We start from the raw sequence: 19,249 nt of genomic DNA on the forward strand, positions 1-19,249 counted from the left end.
TTCTCCTATTCCGCGGCCTGAAGCGTGGTCGGGATGGGTGCGAAATCCTCCCGGAAGTGCTTCAACGCGCTGAGCACGGGGTAGGGCGTGAAGCCGCCGAGTGCGCAGAGCGAGCCGAATTTCATGGTGTTGCAGAGGTCTTCGACGAGGGCGAGGTTTTCATGCACGCGCTCGCCGTTGATGATCTTCTCGATGGTCTCCACGCCGCGGGTCGAGCCGATCCGGCACGGCGTGCACTTGCCGCAGGATTCGACGGCGCAGAACTCCATGGCGAAGCGCGCCTGCTTGCGCATGTCGACGCTGTCGTCGAACACGACGATGCCGCCATGGCCGATCAGGCCGTCGCGCGCGGCAAAGGCTTCGTAGTCGAACGGCGTGTCGAACAGGGCACGGGGGAAATAGGCGCCGAGCGGACCGCCGACCTGCACGGCGCGCACGGGACGGCCCGTGAACGTGCCGCCGCCGATGTCGTCGACGAGCTCGCCGAGCGTCACGCCGAAGGCGGTCTCGAACAGGCCGCCGTAGCGGATGTTGCCGGCGAGCTGGATCGGCATCGTGCCGCGGGAGCGGCCCATGCCGAAATCTGCATAGGCCTTGGCGCCCTCGGCGAGAATGAAGGGAATCGCGGCGAACGACAGCACGTTGTTGATCACGGTCGGCTTGCCGAACAGGCCGTGATGCGCCGGCAGCGGCGGTTTTGCCCGCACGATGCCGCGGCGGCCTTCGAGGCTCTCCAGCAGCGACGTCTCCTCGCCGCAGACATAGGCGCCGGCGCCGACGCGGACTTCGAGATCGAAGCTGTAGGTCGAGCCGCCGATCTTGTCGCCGAGATAGCCGCCGCGCTTGGCAGCCTGGATCGCGGCGTTCATGGCCTCGACCGCGTGCGGATATTCGCTGCGGATGTAGATGTAGCCCTTGGTCGCGCCGACGGTGAGGCCGGCGATCGTCATGCCCTCGATCACCAGGAAGGGGTCGCCTTCCATGATCATGCGGTCGGCGAAGGTGCCGCTGTCGCCCTCGTCGGCGTTGCAGACGATGAATTTGCGGTCGGCCTTGGCCTGCGCGACGGTCTTCCACTTGATCCCGGTCGGGAAGCCGGCGCCGCCGCGGCCGCGCAGGCCGGACGCCGTGACTTCATTCAGGATCGCATCAGGTCCGAGCGAGAGTGCGCGCTCAAAACCCTTGTAGCCGCCATGGGCGCGATAGTCGTCGAGCGAGCGCGGATCGATCACGCCGCAGCGGGCGAAGGTGAGGCGGGTCTGGCGCTTCAGCCAGGGGATCTCGTCGGTCGCCCCGAGCCGCAGGAGATGCGGCGTGTTGCTGGCGAGCGCGTCGAGCAGCGAGGGCACATCGGCCTCGGTGACCGGGCCGAAGGCGATCCGGCCCTGCGGGGTTGCGACCTCGACCAGCGGCTCCAGCCAGTACAGGCCGCGCGAGCCGGTCCTGACGATCTCGATCGCGACGCCGCGCTTCGCGGCGGCCTGCTCCAACGCCAGGGCGACCTCGTCGGCGCCGACGGCCACCGCACCCGCATCGCGTGAGACGTAGAGACGCATGCTCATCGCTGCGCCTCCGCAACCAGCGCATCGAGGCGCTTCTGGTCGAGCCGGCCGATGATGCGGCCATCGAGCATCGCGGACGGCGCAGTCGCGCACAGGCCAAGGCAGTAGATCGGCTCCAGCGTGACGCGATCGTCGGCCGTGGTGTTGCCGAGCGAGACGCCGAGCTTCGCCTCGGCCCGCGCAGCCAGCGCATCGCCGCCAGCAGCCTGGCATGCTTCGGCGCGGCACAGCTTCAGGACATGGCGGCCGGCCGGCTTGTGGCGGAAATCATGGTAGAAGGTGAAGACGCCATGGACTTCGGCTCGCGACAAATTGAGCGCCTGCGCAACCATGGGAATCGCCGCCTCCGGCACGTAGCCGAACGCCTCTTGAAGCGCATGCAGGATGACGAGCGTTGCGCCTTCCTGCCCGGCATGTTCGGCGATGATCTCGGCGCCGCGTGTCTCGTCCCAAGGTTCGTAAAGCGTTGTCATTGTTCGTTCTCAACCTGAGCGTTTCTTGCTCCCCAAACTATTTGGAATCATTCGAAGATCAATAAAGCTGTCCCGTGCTGCGATTGCGAATTCAGATCGATTGGCAATCGCAATTACTCGATTTCAAATTGCAATTAAGGGCGTTCCGGCAGGCGGTTTTTGCGTGTTGGGAAGGGGTGGGCGTGCTAGCTTGCATGCCAACACAGAATCCGAGGGGACGACCGGTTGATCGACAAGCTTGAACTGTTGCTGGCGCTGGCGAAGGAGCGGCATTTCGGACGCGCAGCCGAGGCCTGCGGCGTGACGCAACCGACCATGTCGACCGGGCTGAAGCAGCTCGAGGAGATCCTCGGCGTCATGCTGGTTCAGCGCGGCTCGCGCTTTCAGGGCTTCACCCCCGAGGGCGAGCGGGCGCTCGACTGGGCGCGGCGGATCGTGGGCGATGCCCGCGCGATGCGCGACGAGATCAACGGGCTGAAGCATCAGCTCTCCGGCGAGATCCGCATCGCGGCGATCCCGACCGTGCTCGGCATGGTCGCCTCGCTGACGACGCCGTTCCGCGCGCGGCATCCCGAGGTGCGCTTCCGCATCCAGTCCACGACGTCATCCGAGGTGCTGGGGCTGCTCGAAAATCTAGAGGTGGATGCAGGGCTGACCTATATCGAGAACGAGCCGATCGGCAAGGTGCGCACCATTCCGCTCTACAACGAGAGCTACCGCCTGCTCACTGCACCGGATGCGATGTTCGGCGATCGCGAGACGGTGACCTGGACCGAGGTCGGGCAGGTGCCGCTGTGCCTCTTGACGCCCGACATGCAGAACCGCCGCATCATCGACCGCGCGTTGCGCTCGGTCGGCGCGGAGGCGACACCGACGCTGACCTCGAACTCGCTGCTGGTGCTGTTCACGCATGTGAAGACGGGGCGCTGGGCCAGCGTGATGCCGGCCAAGCTCGCCGAGACGCTCGGCCTGTCCGATACCGTCCGCTCGATCCCGATCGTCGATCCCGAGGTCAATTACAGCATTGGCCTCGTGATCCCGCAGCGCGATCCGATGACGCCGCTGATCGCCGCGCTGGTCAATGTGGCGCGGGAAGTCGCGCCGAAGCTGCAATCGTAGATCCGAGCAAGCGCCTCGTCCTTCGAGACGCGCGCCGGGCGCGCTCCTCAGGATGAGGCTCCGCGCCATCGCGCTCCCTTGCAACTGCTGCCACGCACCGTGTCCTCATCCTGAGGGCCCGCCGCAGGCGGGTGTCTCGAAGGATGGCCGCAGGCATTTGCCTCAAGCCGCAGCCGATATCCCGGATGCCGCCTTCACCGCGTCGCGCGGCAGGGTCACGCGCACGACGGTGCCGACATCGATCTTCGAGCGCAGCCGCATCGAGCCGCCGTGGAGCTGCGCCAGCGAGCGGGCGATGGCGAGGCCGAGGCCCGAGCCGTGATAGGTCTTGGTGAGCTGGCTCTCGACCTGCTCGAACGGGCGCCCGAGCCGCGCCAGCGAATGCGGTGCGATGCCGATGCCGGTGTCGGCGATCATCAGCACGATCCTGTCGTCGAGCTGCCGGCTGCGCACCACGACGCGTCCGCCGTCGGGCGTGAACTTCACGGCATTGGAGAGCAGGTTGACGATGATCTGCTTGGTGGCGCGGCGGTCGGCGACGACCGAGATGGATTTCGCGATGTCGGCGTCGAGCGTCAGCTGCTTGTCCTGCGCCCGGCCGGTGACGACCCGCAAGGATTCCGCGAGCGTCTTCGAGAGGTCGAGCTCTTCCATGTCGAGCTTCATGCGGCCGGCTTCGATCTTGGACATGTCGAGGATGTCGTTGATGACTTCGAGCAGATAGTGGCCGCTGGTCAGGATGTCCTGGCAGTATTCCTGGTACTTCTCGCTGCCGAGCTCGCCGAACATGCCGCTTCCCATGATCTCGGAGAAGCCGATGATGGCGTTGAGCGGCGTGCGCAGCTCGTGGCTCATATTGGCGAGGAATTTCGACTTGGTCTGGTTGGCTTCCTCGGCGCGGGTCTTCTCGCGCTGGTACTTCTCGGCGAGGTCGGCGAGCTCGATCGCCTGGCGCTCCAGCGCGGCCTGCGAGCGCTTGAGGTCGATGACGGTGGCGCGCAGGCGCAGATCGTTGTCGACCAGCTTCTGCTCGTGCTCCTTGATGCGGGTGATGTCGGTGCCGACCGAGACGTAGCCGCCGTCCTTGGTGCGGCGCTCGCTGATGTGCAGCCAGCTGCCGTCGTCGAGCTGCGCCTCGAAGGTGCGCGCGCCCGGGCCTTGGGCCGCGGTCTCGTTGTGGCGGGTGCGCACCTCCGGCATGCGGCCGACCTCGAGCACGGTTTCGTAGGAGGTGCCGGGGATGACCGCGTTGTCGGGCAGCCTGTGCAGGCGCTGGAAGTGCGAGTTGCAGAGCACCAGGCGGTCGCTGGCGTCCCACAGCACGAAGGCTTCCGGAATGGTCTCGATCGCGTCGCGCAGGCGGAGGTCGGCTTCCACGGTCTTTTCCGCGAGGCTCTTCTGCTCGGTGATGTCGACGGCGATGCCGATCAGGTGCACGCTGGAATCGGTCGCCCCGCGCGTCTTCTCGCAGCGGACGCGGAGCCAGATCCAGTGGCCGTCGACATGCTGCATGCGGAAGGTCTGGTCGATGTGGTCGATCTTCTCGGAGATGAGCTGGTCGGCGATCGCGAACAGGTCGATGTCGTCGGACTTCACCAGCGCGTTGACCTCGCCGAAGGTGAGGAGCTCGTTGCGGCCGTCGAGGCCGAGCATCGAGAACATCGACTGCGACCAGAAGATCCGGCCGCGCGACAGATCCCAGTCCCACAGCCCGCAGCGGCCGCGGTTGAGCGCGGTGTCGATGCGGCCGCGCACGGCGTCGTTGATGAGATCGCCCTCGCGGGCGCGGGTCGATTGCCAGTGGAAGGCGAAGCCGAGGATCAGGACGACGAAGCCGGTGGTCGCCGACAGCGTCACCGAGAGCGCGGCGTCCGAGCCCCAGATCGGCTCGTTGCGCTCCTGGATCACGGTGACGAAGCCGGGCAGTGACTTGATCTGCCGCGAGGTCGCCATCGCGGCGTTGCCGCTCGGCAGCGTCATGTCGGCGATGTTGCCGTCGCGTGGCGGCGCCGCGATCAGTTGCGCGGTCGTTATCGCATCGAGCAGGCGGTCATTGCCGACCGGGTCGCTGTCGACCGGGATGCGGGCGAGGATACGGCGGTCGATGCCGGCAGAGGTGACGATGACGTGGCGGCCCGAGGCCGTGGCCCAGGACGGAATCAGATCGGGCAGCAGCGTCGGCAGGCTCTCGATGTTCTTGAGCCGCTCCTGCCGGACCGAGGTGAGGCGGTCGATACGCTCGGCGAGCAGGTCGGCGAGTGCCGAAATGTCGTGGCGGATCACCAGCCGCTTCTGGCGCGTCTGATCGACCACCTGCACGAACGCGCCGAGGCAGATCGTGATCAGGAAGGCGATGATGAGCGTCGGCACGGCGCGCCGCAGCGCGGGCTCCGCGATCAGGAGCCGGTGATAGGCAGGTTTCGCGATCGATTGCGCCAATCCCTTGATCGAATCGGATTGGACGCACGCGCCCGCGGCGTCTGCGCGCGACATGCCTTCGGCCCCCTGAAAACCTGCTTGCAACTGAAGTCCGGAAGCAGCCCCACGTTGCTTCCGAATCACACTGATTTGAATCCAGTTTTCGCGGGCTGTCGAGAGTCAACGAATCGTTAACGCGAAATTATTCTTATCCAACGCGCAGTTTGTGCATCGGGTGTCCGCAAACTCACGGACGCGAGGAGTCCGAAACGGGAACGTGTGACTCTCCACACATTCTCATCGCTCACGCGGCGGTTCGGCGTGACTGATGACGCGCTTCACGCTCGGGAACGCGCGCCGCAATGCGCGCTCGATCGCATCGACCTGCTCGTGCACCCTGATCACGCTCATCGACGGCGCAGCGCGGCAGTGGAAATTGACGATCTCGCCGGCGTCGGTGTTGCGGACGCGCACATTGTGGATGTCGTGGATCTCGCCTTCGCCGGCGAATTCGGCCAGCGCGGCGGCGATGGTCTGCACCCTCTCCGGCGCGGCATCGACGCCGAACGGCAGTCCCGGTTCCAGCGGCTCGATGTGAACGTCGACCTCGACGTCCGCGCCGAACTCCTCCTGGATGTTGCCCTCCAGCGTGTTGGCGATGTCGTGGGCGGCCTCGAGCCGCATGTCGGCTTCGACCTCGAGGTCGATGCCGACGATCAGCTTGACGCCGAGATCGTGCACCGTGACGTGGTGGACGGCGAGCCCGGAATTGCGCGCAATCACCATGATGCGGTCGCGCACCGTCTCGTTGTCGCGCGCGACGGGGACCGGGGTGAAGGTGAGGTCGGCATTGCCGAACGCCTTGTCGACGGCGGCCTGCGCCCTGCGCTTGATGTCCTCGACACGGTCGATCGGATAGGTCCGTGGCACCTTCGCGATGGTGTCGATGAACGTGGTCGCCCCGACCATGCGCACGCGCAGCCGCTCGACGTCGATCACGCCCGGCACGCTGCGGATCGCGGCCGTAGCCTTCGCCTGTGCGCCTTCCGGTGCGCGGTCGACCAGCGTCTGGACGGTCGAGCCGGCCATGCGCAGGCCGAGCAGGGCGATCATCACGGCAACCGCGGCGGCCGCGGCTGCGTCGCCCCACCAGAAGCCGAGGGCAGCGAGGACCAGGCCGACGATCACGGCGAGGGAGCCCATCACGTCCGAGGCGAAATGCAGCGCATCCGCCGCCAGCGCCTGGCTCCTGGTCTCCCGTGCAGCGCGGTGCAGGGCGCGGGCGCGCCAGAGATTGACGGCGATGTCGATCACCAGCACCACGAACGGCACGGCCGAGATGGTCGGCGGCGAGGTTCCCTCGCTCAGCCGGCTATAGGCCTCGACCAGGATGCCGCCGGCGAGCACGTAGAGCAGGGCGGTGACGCCGAGCGCGGAGATGCTTTCCAGCTTGCCGTGGCCGTAATGGTGCTCCTCGTCCGCGGGCTTGTCGGACACCCGCACCACCGCCCAGGTGATGATGGTCGCGACCAGGTCGATCGAGGAATGCAGGGCCTCGGAGATCAGCGCCAGCGAGCCGATCGCGATCCCGACCACGAACTTGGCCGCCGCCATGCCGCCGCTGGCGAAGATCGAGATCGCGGCGACCGAGGTCTTGTCGTGCTGGGAGGTCATGGCCGGGGATTTAGCAGCCCAGCGCGGGACATCAAGTGATGATCCACAGGAGTAGTCGCTAGTGAGTTGCAGGAGCGTTCCACGCCTTGCTCCACCTCGTGGGCAAAGGCGCGTAGCGCCGTGCCCACCAGCAGGTGTCTCCTGATCAACCACTTGTGGTGGGCACGCTCCGCTTTGCCCTCCCTACGAGACCGGTGTCTGCGCGCTACTCACAGCGTCACCACGATCTTCCCGAGGTGCTTGTTCGCCTCCATGTGCTCGAACGCCTTTTCGATGTCGTCGAACGCGAACACCTTGTCGATCGGCAACTGCAGCTGGCGCGCTTCCACCGCGCCCCAGATGTCCTTGCGGACCTCCGCAAAGATATCGCGGACCTCCTCGATGGTGCGGGTGCGGAATGTGACGCCGACATAGTCGATGCGGCGGGCCGCATGCAGGTCGAAGTTGAAGTCGGCATGGGTGCCGCCGAGCCGGCCGACATTGACGATGCGGCCCTTGATCTTCGTCGCGGCGAGGTTCTGGCTCGCGATCTTGCCGGAGACCTGATCGATGATGAGGTCGACGCCTTCGCCGTTCGTCGCCTTCAGCACCTCGTCGACCCATTTCGGATCGGAGCTATCGACGGCGAGGTCGGCGCCATACTCCTTCAGCCGGCCGCGGCGAGTGGCGTCGGTCGACGAGCCGATCACGAGCCTTGCGCCCTTGAGCCTGGCGATCTGCATCGCCATCAGGCCGACGCCGGAGCTGGCGCCCTGGATCAGCACGGCTTGCCCAGGTTGTACCCCGCCGACGGTGACGACGGCATTGTGCATGGTCGCGAGCGCGACGGGGAGGGTGGCGGCCTCCTCGAAATTCATGTTCGAGGGCGCATGGAATAACCGGCCGTGATCGGCCAGCGTATATTCGGCAAACGCCGCGCCGCCCGATCCCATGATGCGGTCGCCGACCTTGACGCCTTGGGCATTCGGCCCGAGCTCGGCGACCTCGCCGGCCCATTCCATGCCGAGCACGGCGCCGACGCCGCCCGCCGCGCCATGGGCGTGGCCCTTGCGCATGCCGGTGTCGGCGCGGTTCAGGCCGCAGGCGCGGACGCGGACGAGGACCTGCGTGCCCTTCGGTTTTGGTTGAGCGACGTCGGAAATCCGAGCGCCGTCAGGACCATAGACATAAGCCTTCATAAATTACTCTCGCGTCTTGCAGTGATTATTCCGCCGCTTCGCGTTGCGGCTGAACGATCATCCCTTCCAGCCGTCCCCGGATGATCGCCTCCGCCTCGCGCACGATGCGGGAGACCAGCTCGGCGCAGCTCGGGATGTCCTGGATCAGGCCCTGCACCTGGCCGGCCGACCAGATGCCGTCATCGGAATTGCCAGTAGCATAGACCATCTTGCCGCGGGCGCCGGCAACCAGCTCGCGGATGTCCTCGAACTTGGCGCCCTCCTTCTCCATCGCGACGACCTTGGTCGAGACGGCGTTCTTCGCCACGCGCGAGGTGTTGCGCATGGTGCGGAAGATCAGCTCGGTCTCGCGCTCGTCATTGGCGACGATCTTCTCCTTGATGAGCTGGTGGATCGGGCTTTCCTTGGTGGCCATGAAGCGCGTGCCCATGTTGATGCCGTCGGCACCCAGCGCCAGCGCCGCAACGAGGCCGCGGGCATCGGCAAAGCCGCCCGAGGCGATCATCGGGATCTTGATCTTGTTGGCAGCGGCCGGGATCAGGATCAGGCCGGGCGTGTCGTCCTCGCCGGGATGGCCGGCGCATTCGAACCCGTCGATCGAGATGGCGTCGACGCCCATGCGTTCGGCCGAGAGCGCGTGACGGACGCTGGTGCATTTGTGCACGACCTTGACGCCGTGCTTCCTGAACTCGTCGACATGCTCCTGCGGCTTGTTGCCGGCGGTCTCGACCACCTTGATGCCGCTTTCGATGATGGCGGCGCGGTATTCGGCATAAGGCGGCGGCTTGATCGCGGGCAGGATGGTGAGGTTGACGCCGAACGGCTTGTCGGTGAGGTCGCGGCAGCGCGCGATCTCCTTGATGAGGTCCTCCGGCGTCGGCTGGGTCAGCGCCGTGATGAAGCCGAGCGCGCCGGCATTGGCGACCGCGGCGACCAGCTCGGCCCGTCCAACCCATTGCATGCCGCCCTGAACGATCGGGTGCTGCACGCCGACGAGTTTGGTGAACCGTGTCTGCAACATGATCTGTTTCCCCCCGGATGGCCCGCAGGCTCTGTTGTCGGTTGATGTCGGGGAGGATGCCGCCGGGGGTAGGGAAAGTCTATTGCGCCGCCAGGCGGGGCGTCATGCGGGCGGTGATGTGATTCCGTGAGGCGGATAATTCGGATGGCCTCGTGTCCCGGACGCGCTGCAACGCCTCTTGGCGTTGCGACGCAGAGCCGGGACCCACATTCCGCGAATGCTTTGAGAGATGGGCCCCGGCTCTGCAGCACATCGTCGAAGAGACGCTGCGCTGCGTCCGGGGCACGGATAACTGAGGCTTCGGCTACTCCGCCGACAGCCGCACCATCTGCCGGCCGCCGTTCATTTCCTTGAGCCGGTTGACGAAATTTTCCGGGCGCTGCCAGCGGTTGGGGACCTCCAGGCCCATGAATTCGGCGATGTCGCCGATGAAGCCGGTGCAGTTGGCGGTCTCGGCATTCCACAGCGGCGAGTTCGCCTGCAATTTCTTGATGTAGGCGAACACGCGCCTGGCGTCGGCCTCGCTGAGATAGACGCGGTAGCTCGCGGTCAGATATTCCGGATCGAGATCGCCGTAGCTGGCGCCGGTCTCGGAGGGCACGAAGGTGATGTGTCCGAGCACGTAAGCGAGCGTGTCGCCGGCCGGCGTCAGGCCCGCAACCTCGACCGCCTTTTCGCTGGTCTTGCCGTACCAGACGAAGGCATGGCCCCAGCTCGCGGCGGTGCGGGCGCGGAAGTCGACGTAGTAGGGGCCTTTCTCCGCGCGCGCGACGGAGCGCCGCGTCGCTTGCGGCGCCGGTCGCGAGGCGGTGTCCGTCGAAGCAAGCGCGTTCGCATCGGCAACGCGCTTGTTCGCCTCGTGGGCCGAGGCCGAGGGCGTCGTGCACGAGAGCATAGCCGCAAGAGCGAAGCCCGCGAGGATGCAGGATTCGGGTCGATTAGCTTTGTTCGTCACGTTGAGCCCCCTCGACTATCGGTCGCTACGCAGATTCTGCGCGTCAGTAGCGCGCTGCGACCGGGCCCGGCGCCTTGCCGATCGGGGCCTTTCCAACCGGGCTCTTGCCAATCGGCATCTTTCCGATCGGCGCCTGCTCGCCCGGATAGACCGGTACGGGCTGCCGGCGCGGCAGATCCGCAGCGTTTGCAGCCGTCACCAGAGCGAGCGAAGCACCCAGAGCAATTACAATCTTCTTCACAGTCATACCCCTAGAAGGTTTGGTCCAAACACGGCAGTGCCGTGCCCCCAGACACGCCTCACAGAAGGGCGACCGAATGCGTCCAAGTTGCGGCACGCCCGGGACATGTTGGCGGCATATGTCTGGCGCGCGCAGATGTGATGTGTCTGGATGTTTCAGAGCGCGTGACGTCTCCGATTTCGTAGGGGTGCTTTGTGGATCGTCTGTTCGCGCAGCACGGCGCTACAGCCGAAACTCGTTGGTGAGCTCGCCGATGCCGTCGATCGCCACCGTCACCGTGTTCACCGGCTCCTTCATCACGCCGACACCGACGGAGGTGCCGACGGCGATGAGGTCGCCGGGGAGCAGGGTCATGTCGTGGGAGATCCTGCTGACCAGGTCCTGCGCGGTGAAGATCATGTCGGAGATCGGATAGTTCTGCCGCTCCGCGCCGTTGAGGATGGTGCGGACCGTGAGTTTCGCGGGATCGAGGCCGGTTGCGATGACGGGGCCGAACGGGCCGTAATCGTCGATGCCTTTGGCGCGCGCCCATTGCGCGAAGGTGGGATCGCGGGTCAGGATGTCGTTGGCGGTGATGTCGTTGACGCAGGTGTAGCCGAAGATGAAGCTGCCGGCTTCGCCAGGCGAGACATGTGCGCAGGTCCTGCCGATGACGATGCCGAGTTCGCCCTCATAGGTGGTCTTGCCGTCGTAGTAAGAGGGGCGGCGGATCACCGCGCCGGGGGCGGCGATGCTGGTGGTGGCCTTGAGCAGATAGAGCGGCTCTGGCGGCTCGGGCTGATTCAGCTTGGCCGCGAGCGCGTGAAAATTATTCCAGAGCGCTATGATCTTGCTGGGCGCGCAGGGCGCGAGCAGCTCGACCTCCGGGAGCGCCAGCGTCTTGCCGGTGGCGGCATGGCGGCCGAACATCTCGCCCTCATGCACGCTGATGCTGCCTGATGCCGTCAGCGTGCCGAAGCCGGTCGTGCCGGCATGGCGGAAGCGCAGCCAGTGCTTGATCTGGTCCGTCATCACGCCACCGCCAGTGCGCGCGGATCGGCTGGCGTCGAGACCCCGTCATAGAGACCGGCGATGCGGGCGCGCTGGGTCACCATCGCCAGCACTGAATCGAGCGCGGGCGTCGGGATGCCGGTGAGGCGGCCCATCTCCTGCACCACGGTGACGAGCGGATCGATCTCCATCGGGCGGCCGCGCTCGAGATCCTGCAGCATCGAGGTCTTGTGGGCGCCGACCTTGCGGGCGCCCTCGATGCGGCGCTCGACGTCGACGCGGAATTTGACGCCGAAGGTCTCGGCGATCGCTTGCGTCTCCACCATGATCGCACGCGACAACGCGCGCGTGGCCGGATCGGTGCAGATCACATCGAGCGTGGCGTGGGTCAGGGCGCTGATCGGGTTGAAGCAGACATTGCCCCAGAGTTTCAGCCAGATCTCGTCGCGGATGCGGTCGAGCACCGGGGCCTTCAGGCCGGCCGCGACGAAGAGATCCGCGAGGCGCTGTACGTCCGAGGAGCTCTCGCCGGAAGGCTCGCCGAGCGGAAAATTGTTGCCGTAGACGTGGCGGACCACGCCGGGGGCCTCGATCTCGGTGGCGGGATAGACGATGCAGCCGATGGCGCGCTCGGCCCCTAACTCGCGCCACTGCCGTCCGCCGGGATCTATGCTCTCCAGCGTCGAATTCTCGTATTGGCCGCCGTGCTTGTAGAAGTACCAATAGGGGATGCCGTTGACGGCGGTGACGATGCGGGTGTGAGGCCCGAGCAGCGGCTGCATCTTCTCGATCACGCCGGTGATCGAATGCGCCTTCAGCGTGATGATGATGGCGTCCTGCACGCCGAGCTCGGTGGGATCGTCGGTGCAGCGCGGATGCACGGTGTGCTTCTCCTCGCCCGCCAGCAGCGTCAGGCCGCGCTCGCGCATGGCCGCGAGGTGCGCGCCACGCGCAACCAGGCTGACATCGGCACCCGCGCGCGCGAGCTGAACCCCGAGATATCCGCCGATCGCGCCGGCGCCGTAGATGCAGATCTTCATGAAATCCTCGCGGGACCAGATTGGAGTGTTGTGCTGGCTTGTGCCAAGCGCTCTCTGCACCTCTCCCGCTTGCGGGAGAGGTCGACGTGCCCCGGGCGATGCGAAGCATCGTCCCGGGTGGCTACAGTTCAGGACGTGAGGCGACGCTCTAGGCGGCGACTTGCGGCGTGCCGTTGAGAGCCTCGTCGATGGCAGCTGCGATGTCGCGCATGCTGATGACGGAGACGAGGCTGTAATCGTCGATCACGGGCAAATGGCGGATGTGATGACGGTTCATCAGATGACGGACGTGCTCGATCGTGTCCGAGGAGGTGCAGGACACCAGCTGCTGCACCGAGACCAGCTGGGAGACCTTGACGTTGACGGCACCCGTGCCGTGCTCGGCGACGGCGCGCACCACGTCGCGCTCGGTGAACATGCCGACCGCGGTGTTGCCCTCGGAGCGGACCACGTCCTTGACCACCAGCGCGCTGATATTGTTGGCGCGCATCAGCTTGGCCGCGATCCCCACCGTTTCGTTCATACGCACCGTGACAACGCGCGGCGTCTTCTTGCGCAGAATGTCTCCGACCAGCATTGCAACCTCCCTGGGTGAATGTTGGGAGAAGTGTGGTATACATAATGCCAATCGTCAAGCGCTGGATTTGGCGGATCCGAAAAATCTTGCGACAGGAATATTGACGTTTGTCGCGGGCCAAAAAGAAAAAGGAGCGCATCGCTGCGCCCCTTTCTTTTGGTGCGAAGGCGTCGAACAGCGCCATCAGCGCGGCCGTGGCGTTCAGTGCCACCGCCCACCACGAACACGGCCTTCCAGCCATAGGCGGTCGAGATCACGCTCGTGAGCGAAACGAAAACGCCCGGCCGTGAGGCCGGGCGTCGTGCTCGCGTGAGTTGTAGTGGGTGGTCAGAGGGTCGATTTCGCGACCACGACCTTGCGCCAGGGCTTGAGCAGGGCGATCGCCAGCAGCGAAGCCAGGATGTTGGCGCCGGCGGCGATGATGAACACGCTGTCCCAGGTGCCCGACGATTGCTGCATGTAGTTGGCGATCGGCACCAGCAGCGCGGCGGTGCCCTTCGCGGTGTAGAGCAGGCCGGCATTGGTGGTCGCGAACTTGGCGCCGAACGTGTCGGTGCAGGTCGAGGGGAACAGCGAGTAGATCTCACCCCAGGCGAAGAACACGAAGCCCGAGAGCAGCACGAACCAGATCGGATCGTGGCCCCAGAGATAGAGCATCCAGATGCCCACGCCCTCCATGCCGAAGGCGATGAACATCGTGTTCTCGCGGCCGATCATGTCGGAGATCCAGCCGAAGAACGGACGCGTCAGGCCGTTGAGCACACGGTCGATCGTGGCCGCGAAGGTCACCGCCGTCATCGTCACCGCCATCAGCGTGACCGGCACGTTGTCGACCTTCCAGTCGGCTGCGATCGGCTTCAGGTTCGCCGTCACCATCAACCCGCCGGCACCGACGATCACGAACATGAAGTACATCAGCCAGAAGATCGGCTGACGCAGCACCTCGGTCGGCTGATAGTTGCGGCGGGTCTGCAGGAGCGCAGCATTCGCCACCACGTTCGGCACCTGGCCCGCTTTCGGCGAGAGCAGGAAGAAGGCGAGGATGCAGATGATGATGCCTTGCCCGAGGCCGAAATAGAGGAAGGTGGTCTGGAAACCGCTGTCCTTGATCATGGCCTGGATCGGCGCGACGGTCAGCGCGGAGCCTGCACCGAAGCCCGCCGCCGTGATGCCCGCGGCAAGACCGCGCTTGTCCGGAAACCACTTCAGCGCGTTGCCGACGCAGGTGCCGTAGACGCCGCCGGCGCCGATGCCGGCGATGATCATGCCGAGATAGTAGCCGTTGAGCGAGGTGGCCTGCGCGTTGATCGCCCAGCCGATGGCGCAAAGCACGCCGCCGACCAGCACCACGATGCGCGGGCCGTATTTGTCGACGAACCAGCCTTCGACCGGCACCAGCCAGGTCTCGAACAGCACGAACAGCGTGAAGGCCCATTGGATCGAGGCGCGATCCCAGCCGAACTTCTTCTGGATGTCAGGGACGAAGAACGTCCAGCCATATTGATAGTTGGCGATCATCACCATCGCGCCTACGCCGATGGCCAATTGCGCCCAGCGATAGGTATCGCTCACGCGCGCGGCACTAGGGGCCGCTGCCGACTGCACCATGTCCGTCATTAAAAACCCTCCCGAATGCGCCGATCATTATTATGCATGCGCTGACGGGCATCCTGGTATTCATTATGCCAAGATTCAAGCGAAGGACGAGAGGTGCGGCGAAATAACGCGGGCCTGTTCACATGCGCTATGAGCGCGGGATTGTAAAGCCCGCTCACTGTCGGCGTACGGGCGCCGATTGCAGCTGATCTCATGCAAGTTATTGGTTTTGTGTAATTTTTTCTTTGTTCGGCGATGCCGCGGGCGCTGTTGAAAGCTTATGCTCTCGGAGATTTTCCGCGTCTGCACGGGTCGCGCCTGCCGACGCGCAGTCGGTGGGTGACGGCGCAATTCCTTGGAATTCTATATTCCAGAAGTTCAGGCTGCGGCAATTTGGCGTTGGCGCCGATGCGGATCGCGCAGATCCCACCTCACGCCATCGACGTGCGCAGCCGGCTGTAGCCTTCCTGGATCGCGGACCAGAACAGGGCGACCAGACCGAGTGCCATGATCGTGCTGACGAGGCCGTTGGAGAAGAACACGCCGAGCGATCCCTGCGATCCCAGCAGCGATTGGCGGAAGGCTTCCTCGGCCTTGTCGCCGAGCACGATGGCGAGCACCAGCGGGGCGAGCGGGTAGTTGCACTTCTTCAGGAGATAGCCGAGCACGCCGAACACCAGCATCAGCATCACGTCGAAGGTGCTGTTGTGCACCGAATAGGCGCCGATCGCGCAGAGCACCAGGATGAGCGGCGCGATGATGCCGAAGGGCACGCGGAGGATCGCGGCGAAGATCGGCACGCAGGTGAGCACGACGAGGAGGCCGGCGAGATTGCCGAGATACATCGACGCGATCAGGCCCCAGACGAATTCCTTCTGCTCGACGAACAGCATGGGGCCGGGCTGCAGGCCCCAGATCAACAATCCGCCGAGCAGGACGGCGGCGGTCGGAGAGCCCGGCACGCCGAGCGAGAGCATCGGCAGCAGCGCGGAGGTGCCTGCGGCATGCGCGGCCGTCTCCGGCGCGATCACGCCCTCGATCTCGCCTTTGCCGAAATTGTTGCCACGTCGCGCCAGGCGCTTGGCGATGCCGTAGCTCATGAAGGAGGCCGGCGTTGCGCCGGCGGGCGTGACGCCCATCCAGCAGCCGATCAGGCAGGAGCGCAGCGAGGTCATCCAATAGGCCGGCAATTCCCGCCAGGTCTGCAGTACGACACGAAGATTGATGGTCGCGTTGCCGCCGCGGAACGCCAGCCCTTCCTCCATGGTCAGCAGGATCTCGCCGATGCCGAACAGGCCGATCACGGCGATCAGGAAGTCGAAGCCGTTGAGCAGCTCGGTGACACCGAAGGTCAGTCGCAACTGTCCCGTGATCGAATCGAGGCCGACCGCCGCGAGCGCAAAGCCCATCATCATCGCCGCGATGGTCTTGAACGGCGGCTCCTTGCTGAGGCCAACGAAGCTGCAAAAGGCGAGGAAGTACACCGCGAACTTCTCCGCCGGACCAAATCGCAGTGCGAAGCCCGCGACGAGGGGCGCAACCAGCGTGATCATGATGACGGCAAACAGCGCGCCCACGAAGGAGGAGGTGAAGGCCGCCGTCAGGGCTTCGCCGGGTCTGCCCTGTTGCGCCATCGGATAGCCGTCGAAGGTGGTCGCCACGGACCAGGGTTCGCCGGGTATGTTGAAGAGGATCGAGGTGATGGCGCCGCCGAACAATGCGCCCCAATAGATGCAGGACAGCATGATGATCGCCGATGTCGGCGGCATGCTGAAGGTCAGGGGAAGCAGGATCGCCACGCCATTGGCGCCGCCAAGCCCCGGCAGCACGCCGATGATGACCCCGAGCGTGATGCCGATGATCATCAGCATGATGTTGTAGGGCTGCAGGGCGACCGCGAAGCCGTGAAACAAATTGGCCAACTCTTCCATATCGATACGTCCTGCAGCAATGACTGAAATGACGGCGCGGCTCTTACAGGCCGAGCCAATCCTCGAGGGGGCCCTTGGGAAGCGGGACGAGGAACCAGCGTTCGAAAACGAGATAGGTCAGGACCGGCATGCCAACCGCGACCGCGATGGTCGTCAGCCAGCGATAGCCGCCGAGCCAGCGCATGAACCAGGCGATGAACACCATCGAGGCGACGTAGAGGCCGATGAACGGCATCGAGCCGACATAGATCGCGGTCGGCACGACGACGCTCATGACCTGGCGCAGCTGTCCCCATGCTGCGAATAGCCGGCCGTCGTCGTCGCGTTGCGCATGCCAGAGGTTGATGGCGCTCGCCACGACGATGGCGGCGCCGATATAGAAGGGGAAGAAGCCGGCACGCGGGCCCTCGGCGCCCCAGTTGATGCCGGCCTTCAGGCTGCCGAAGATGACGACGAGGCCGAAGACGCCGATCAGCAGCGCCATGCCGATTTCCAGCGTCTTGTGTGCCGGGCCGCGTTCAGATCGTTCAGTCATGGGACCTCCAGGGCGGAAACGCAGTCTTTCGCGGTCGCGGCGGGCGTGAGGACGAGCAGCGTCCTCAGGCATCGTCGATGTCGCGGCTCAATTCCCCGATGCGAGGAAGCCGGCTTCCTTCATCAAGCCTTCGTGGCGCTTCTCCTCCGCCTCGACCCATTTGGCGTAGTCGGCGCCGGTCATGAAGGTCGTGTTGAAGGCGCCGCTCTTCATGAAGTCCTGCCATTCCGGCGTGGCGCGCACCTTCTTGAACAGCTCGACATAGTATTCGACCTGGTCCTTCGTCGCCTTGGGCGACATGAAGATGCCGCGCAGCATGAGATATTCCATCGCAAGTCCCTGCGACTTGCAGGTCGGAATATCCTTCCAGGCCTTGCCCTCGGCGATCGGCTCGTCATAGGCCATCGGCTGGGCGTCGAAGACGCAGAGCGGGCGAAGCTTGCCGCCGCGCCATTGCGCGACCGCCTCGATCGGATTGTTGACGGTTGAATCGACGTGATTGCCGACGAGCTGGACGGCGACTTCGCCGCCGCCCTTGTAGGGAATGTAGGTGAACTTCGTGTCGACAGCCTTCTCGATGCCGACCGTGATGATCTGGTCTTCCTGCTTGGAGCCGGTGCCGCCCATCTTGAACGAGCCGCTTGGGGCCTTCTTCGCGGCGTCAACGTAATCCTTGACCGAGCTGTACGGCTTCTCGGCGTTCACCCAGAGCACGAATTCGTCGAGCGCCAGCATCGCGACCGGAGTCAAATCCTTCCAGTTGAACGGGATCCCAGTGGCCAGCGGCGTCGTGAACAGGTTCGACAGCGTGATGATGATCTTGTGTGGATTGCCCGACGACGTCTTCACGTCGAGGAAGCCTTCACCACCCGCGCCGCCGGCCTTGTTGATGACGACCAGGGGCTGCTTCATCAGATTGTGCTTGGTGACGATGCCCTGAATGGTGCGTGCCATCTGATCGGCGCCGCCGCCGGTGCCCGCGGGCACGATGAACTCGACCGGACGAACCGGCTCCCAGGCAGCCCGGCTTGCGGTGCTGTTGGCGCACGACATCGCGATTGCCGCCAAAGCGACACTCAGAACGGATGGCTTCATTTGTTTCTCTCCCTGTCGAACCCTCAACGCAGCCGCTCTTTGTCGACTTGCGTCAGCCCATCTCGATTCAGATGCCTGGTGTCACCCTTGCGGTCGATCTCCCATGGCAGTCCCGATAGAAACTGTATGAGGAGGGACAACGCGCGGCATCCGCTCCTTTCGGCTAAGGTTCCGCCAAGGTTCGCGGCACGTGTGCCCCTCGGCTGTTCCCGTCTTGCGTTACGTTTCCCCGCCTTACACCTTCGATTGTGCAATCGTTCTTGTTGTCTAATGGTATGCGCGATGCCAGCGCACAAACAATCGGATCGGCGGCCAGTCCGGCGGACGAATTGTCGCAGTTGTGGTCGGAAGCCAGGCAGCTGGGCAAAAGAAAATGGCCCCGAACATGCGGGGCCATTTGATCGAACGTGGCGTCTGCGGGGTCTGGCAGCCCGCCCGTCTGGCGGGCGAGCAAGGCCTTCTTACAGGCCGAAACGCGGCAGGTCGCCGTTGTGATTGGAAATCTCGGCGCTCGCCATCAGGAAGCTGTCGATCGCGGCCATCAGGCGGGCGAACAGCGAGGAGGAGGGGGCGAGAGCAACGGAAGCGGTCTTGGACATCGGAAATCCCTTTCTTGAGACAGTAAGTCTTGCTGTCTCATTTCTGGGAGCAATCTATGTATACCAGATGCCAGTGTCCATGCTCTTGTTTGCATAGCAGCATTCTTTCTTCCGCATTGCGGCATAGGCGGTGAACCCTTGGGCGGGCCGGGCGCCTTGACACGGTCAGTCGAATAGAGAATGTTATGTTATAACATTACATAGTGAGATGCTGTGTCTCGTCGTCCTCGACCGATCCCCCTCAA

Annotated in this window: 17 protein-coding genes; 1 reads left to right on the forward strand and 16 read right to left on the reverse strand. The window is 64.8% G+C overall.

The window, feature by feature from the left end:
- Positions 1-5: 5 nt before the first annotated feature.
- Positions 6-1,562 carry a formate dehydrogenase beta subunit gene (locus JQ566_RS02895; protein ID WP_212369664.1) on the reverse strand — a complete coding sequence of 519 codons (1,557 nt, stop codon included), beginning with the start codon at positions 1,560-1,562 and terminating at the stop codon, positions 6-8.
- Positions 1,559-2,035, reverse strand: a complete 477-nt coding sequence (locus JQ566_RS02900; protein ID WP_212369667.1) for a formate dehydrogenase subunit gamma — start codon at positions 2,033-2,035, stop codon at positions 1,559-1,561. The genes JQ566_RS02895 and JQ566_RS02900 overlap by 4 nt, the downstream gene beginning before the upstream one ends.
- Positions 2,036-2,260: 225 nt before the next feature.
- Between JQ566_RS02900 and JQ566_RS02905 the strand changes: the two genes are divergently transcribed.
- Positions 2,261-3,154 carry a LysR family transcriptional regulator gene (locus JQ566_RS02905; RefSeq protein ID WP_027572019.1) on the forward strand — a complete coding sequence of 298 codons (894 nt, stop codon included), beginning with the start codon at positions 2,261-2,263 and terminating at the stop codon, positions 3,152-3,154.
- 162 nt (positions 3,155-3,316) lie between these two features.
- Here the strand turns inward: JQ566_RS02905 and JQ566_RS02910 are convergent, their stop codons facing one another.
- From JQ566_RS02910 to JQ566_RS02975, 14 genes are all read right to left on the reverse strand, one after another.
- Complete coding sequence (locus JQ566_RS02910; RefSeq protein WP_212369669.1) at positions 3,317-5,647, reverse strand: PAS domain-containing sensor histidine kinase; 2,331 nt, start codon at positions 5,645-5,647, stop codon at positions 3,317-3,319.
- A gap of 222 nt (positions 5,648-5,869) precedes the next feature.
- A complete protein-coding gene (locus JQ566_RS02915) occupies positions 5,870-7,246 on the reverse strand; it encodes a cation-efflux pump (RefSeq protein ID WP_212369684.1) in 1,377 nt (458 codons plus the stop codon).
- Between the two features lie 209 nt (positions 7,247-7,455).
- Positions 7,456-8,424: a quinone oxidoreductase family protein gene (locus JQ566_RS02920; RefSeq protein ID WP_212369686.1), complete on the reverse strand. Its 969-nt coding sequence runs from the start codon at positions 8,422-8,424 to the stop codon at positions 7,456-7,458.
- Positions 8,425-8,449: 25 nt separating this feature from the next.
- Positions 8,450-9,445, reverse strand: coding sequence for an NAD(P)H-dependent flavin oxidoreductase (locus JQ566_RS02925; protein WP_212369689.1), 996 nt, complete (start codon positions 9,443-9,445; stop codon positions 8,450-8,452).
- A gap of 304 nt (positions 9,446-9,749) precedes the next feature.
- Positions 9,750-10,400 (reverse strand): hypothetical protein, encoded by a 651-nt coding sequence (locus JQ566_RS02930; RefSeq protein WP_212369691.1) that lies wholly within the window; start codon positions 10,398-10,400, stop codon positions 9,750-9,752.
- A gap of 43 nt (positions 10,401-10,443) precedes the next feature.
- Positions 10,444-10,647 (reverse strand): hypothetical protein, encoded by a 204-nt coding sequence (locus JQ566_RS02935; protein ID WP_212369693.1) that lies wholly within the window; start codon positions 10,645-10,647, stop codon positions 10,444-10,446.
- A gap of 216 nt (positions 10,648-10,863) precedes the next feature.
- A complete protein-coding gene (locus tag JQ566_RS02940) occupies positions 10,864-11,652 on the reverse strand; it encodes a fumarylacetoacetate hydrolase family protein (RefSeq protein ID WP_212369696.1) in 789 nt (262 codons plus the stop codon).
- Positions 11,652-12,671: a 2-dehydropantoate 2-reductase gene (locus JQ566_RS02945; RefSeq protein WP_212369698.1), complete on the reverse strand. Its 1,020-nt coding sequence runs from the start codon at positions 12,669-12,671 to the stop codon at positions 11,652-11,654. The genes JQ566_RS02940 and JQ566_RS02945 overlap by 1 nt, the downstream gene beginning before the upstream one ends.
- A gap of 148 nt (positions 12,672-12,819) precedes the next feature.
- Positions 12,820-13,248, reverse strand: a complete 429-nt coding sequence (locus JQ566_RS02950; protein WP_212369701.1) for a CBS domain-containing protein — start codon at positions 13,246-13,248, stop codon at positions 12,820-12,822.
- 327 nt (positions 13,249-13,575) lie between these two features.
- Positions 13,576-14,865, reverse strand: coding sequence for an oxalate/formate MFS antiporter (gene oxlT / locus JQ566_RS02955; protein WP_212369703.1), 1,290 nt, complete (start codon positions 14,863-14,865; stop codon positions 13,576-13,578).
- 410 nt (positions 14,866-15,275) lie between these two features.
- A complete protein-coding gene (locus JQ566_RS02960) occupies positions 15,276-16,775 on the reverse strand; it encodes a tripartite tricarboxylate transporter permease (protein WP_212369706.1) in 1,500 nt (499 codons plus the stop codon).
- A 43-nt stretch (positions 16,776-16,818) separates the two neighbouring features.
- Positions 16,819-17,310, reverse strand: a complete 492-nt coding sequence (locus JQ566_RS02965; RefSeq protein WP_212369709.1) for a tripartite tricarboxylate transporter TctB family protein — start codon at positions 17,308-17,310, stop codon at positions 16,819-16,821.
- A gap of 87 nt (positions 17,311-17,397) precedes the next feature.
- Positions 17,398-18,405 (reverse strand): Bug family tripartite tricarboxylate transporter substrate binding protein, encoded by a 1,008-nt coding sequence (locus JQ566_RS02970; protein ID WP_212369710.1) that lies wholly within the window; start codon positions 18,403-18,405, stop codon positions 17,398-17,400.
- Between the two features lie 461 nt (positions 18,406-18,866).
- A complete protein-coding gene (locus JQ566_RS02975; RefSeq protein WP_167406555.1) occupies positions 18,867-19,004 on the reverse strand; it encodes a hypothetical protein in 138 nt (45 codons plus the stop codon).
- Positions 19,005-19,249 lie beyond the last annotated feature (245 nt).

Source organism: Bradyrhizobium sp. SZCCT0231, assembly GCF_018130245.1.
GTDB classification, from domain to species: Bacteria; Pseudomonadota; Alphaproteobacteria; order Rhizobiales; family Xanthobacteraceae; genus Bradyrhizobium; species Bradyrhizobium japonicum_F.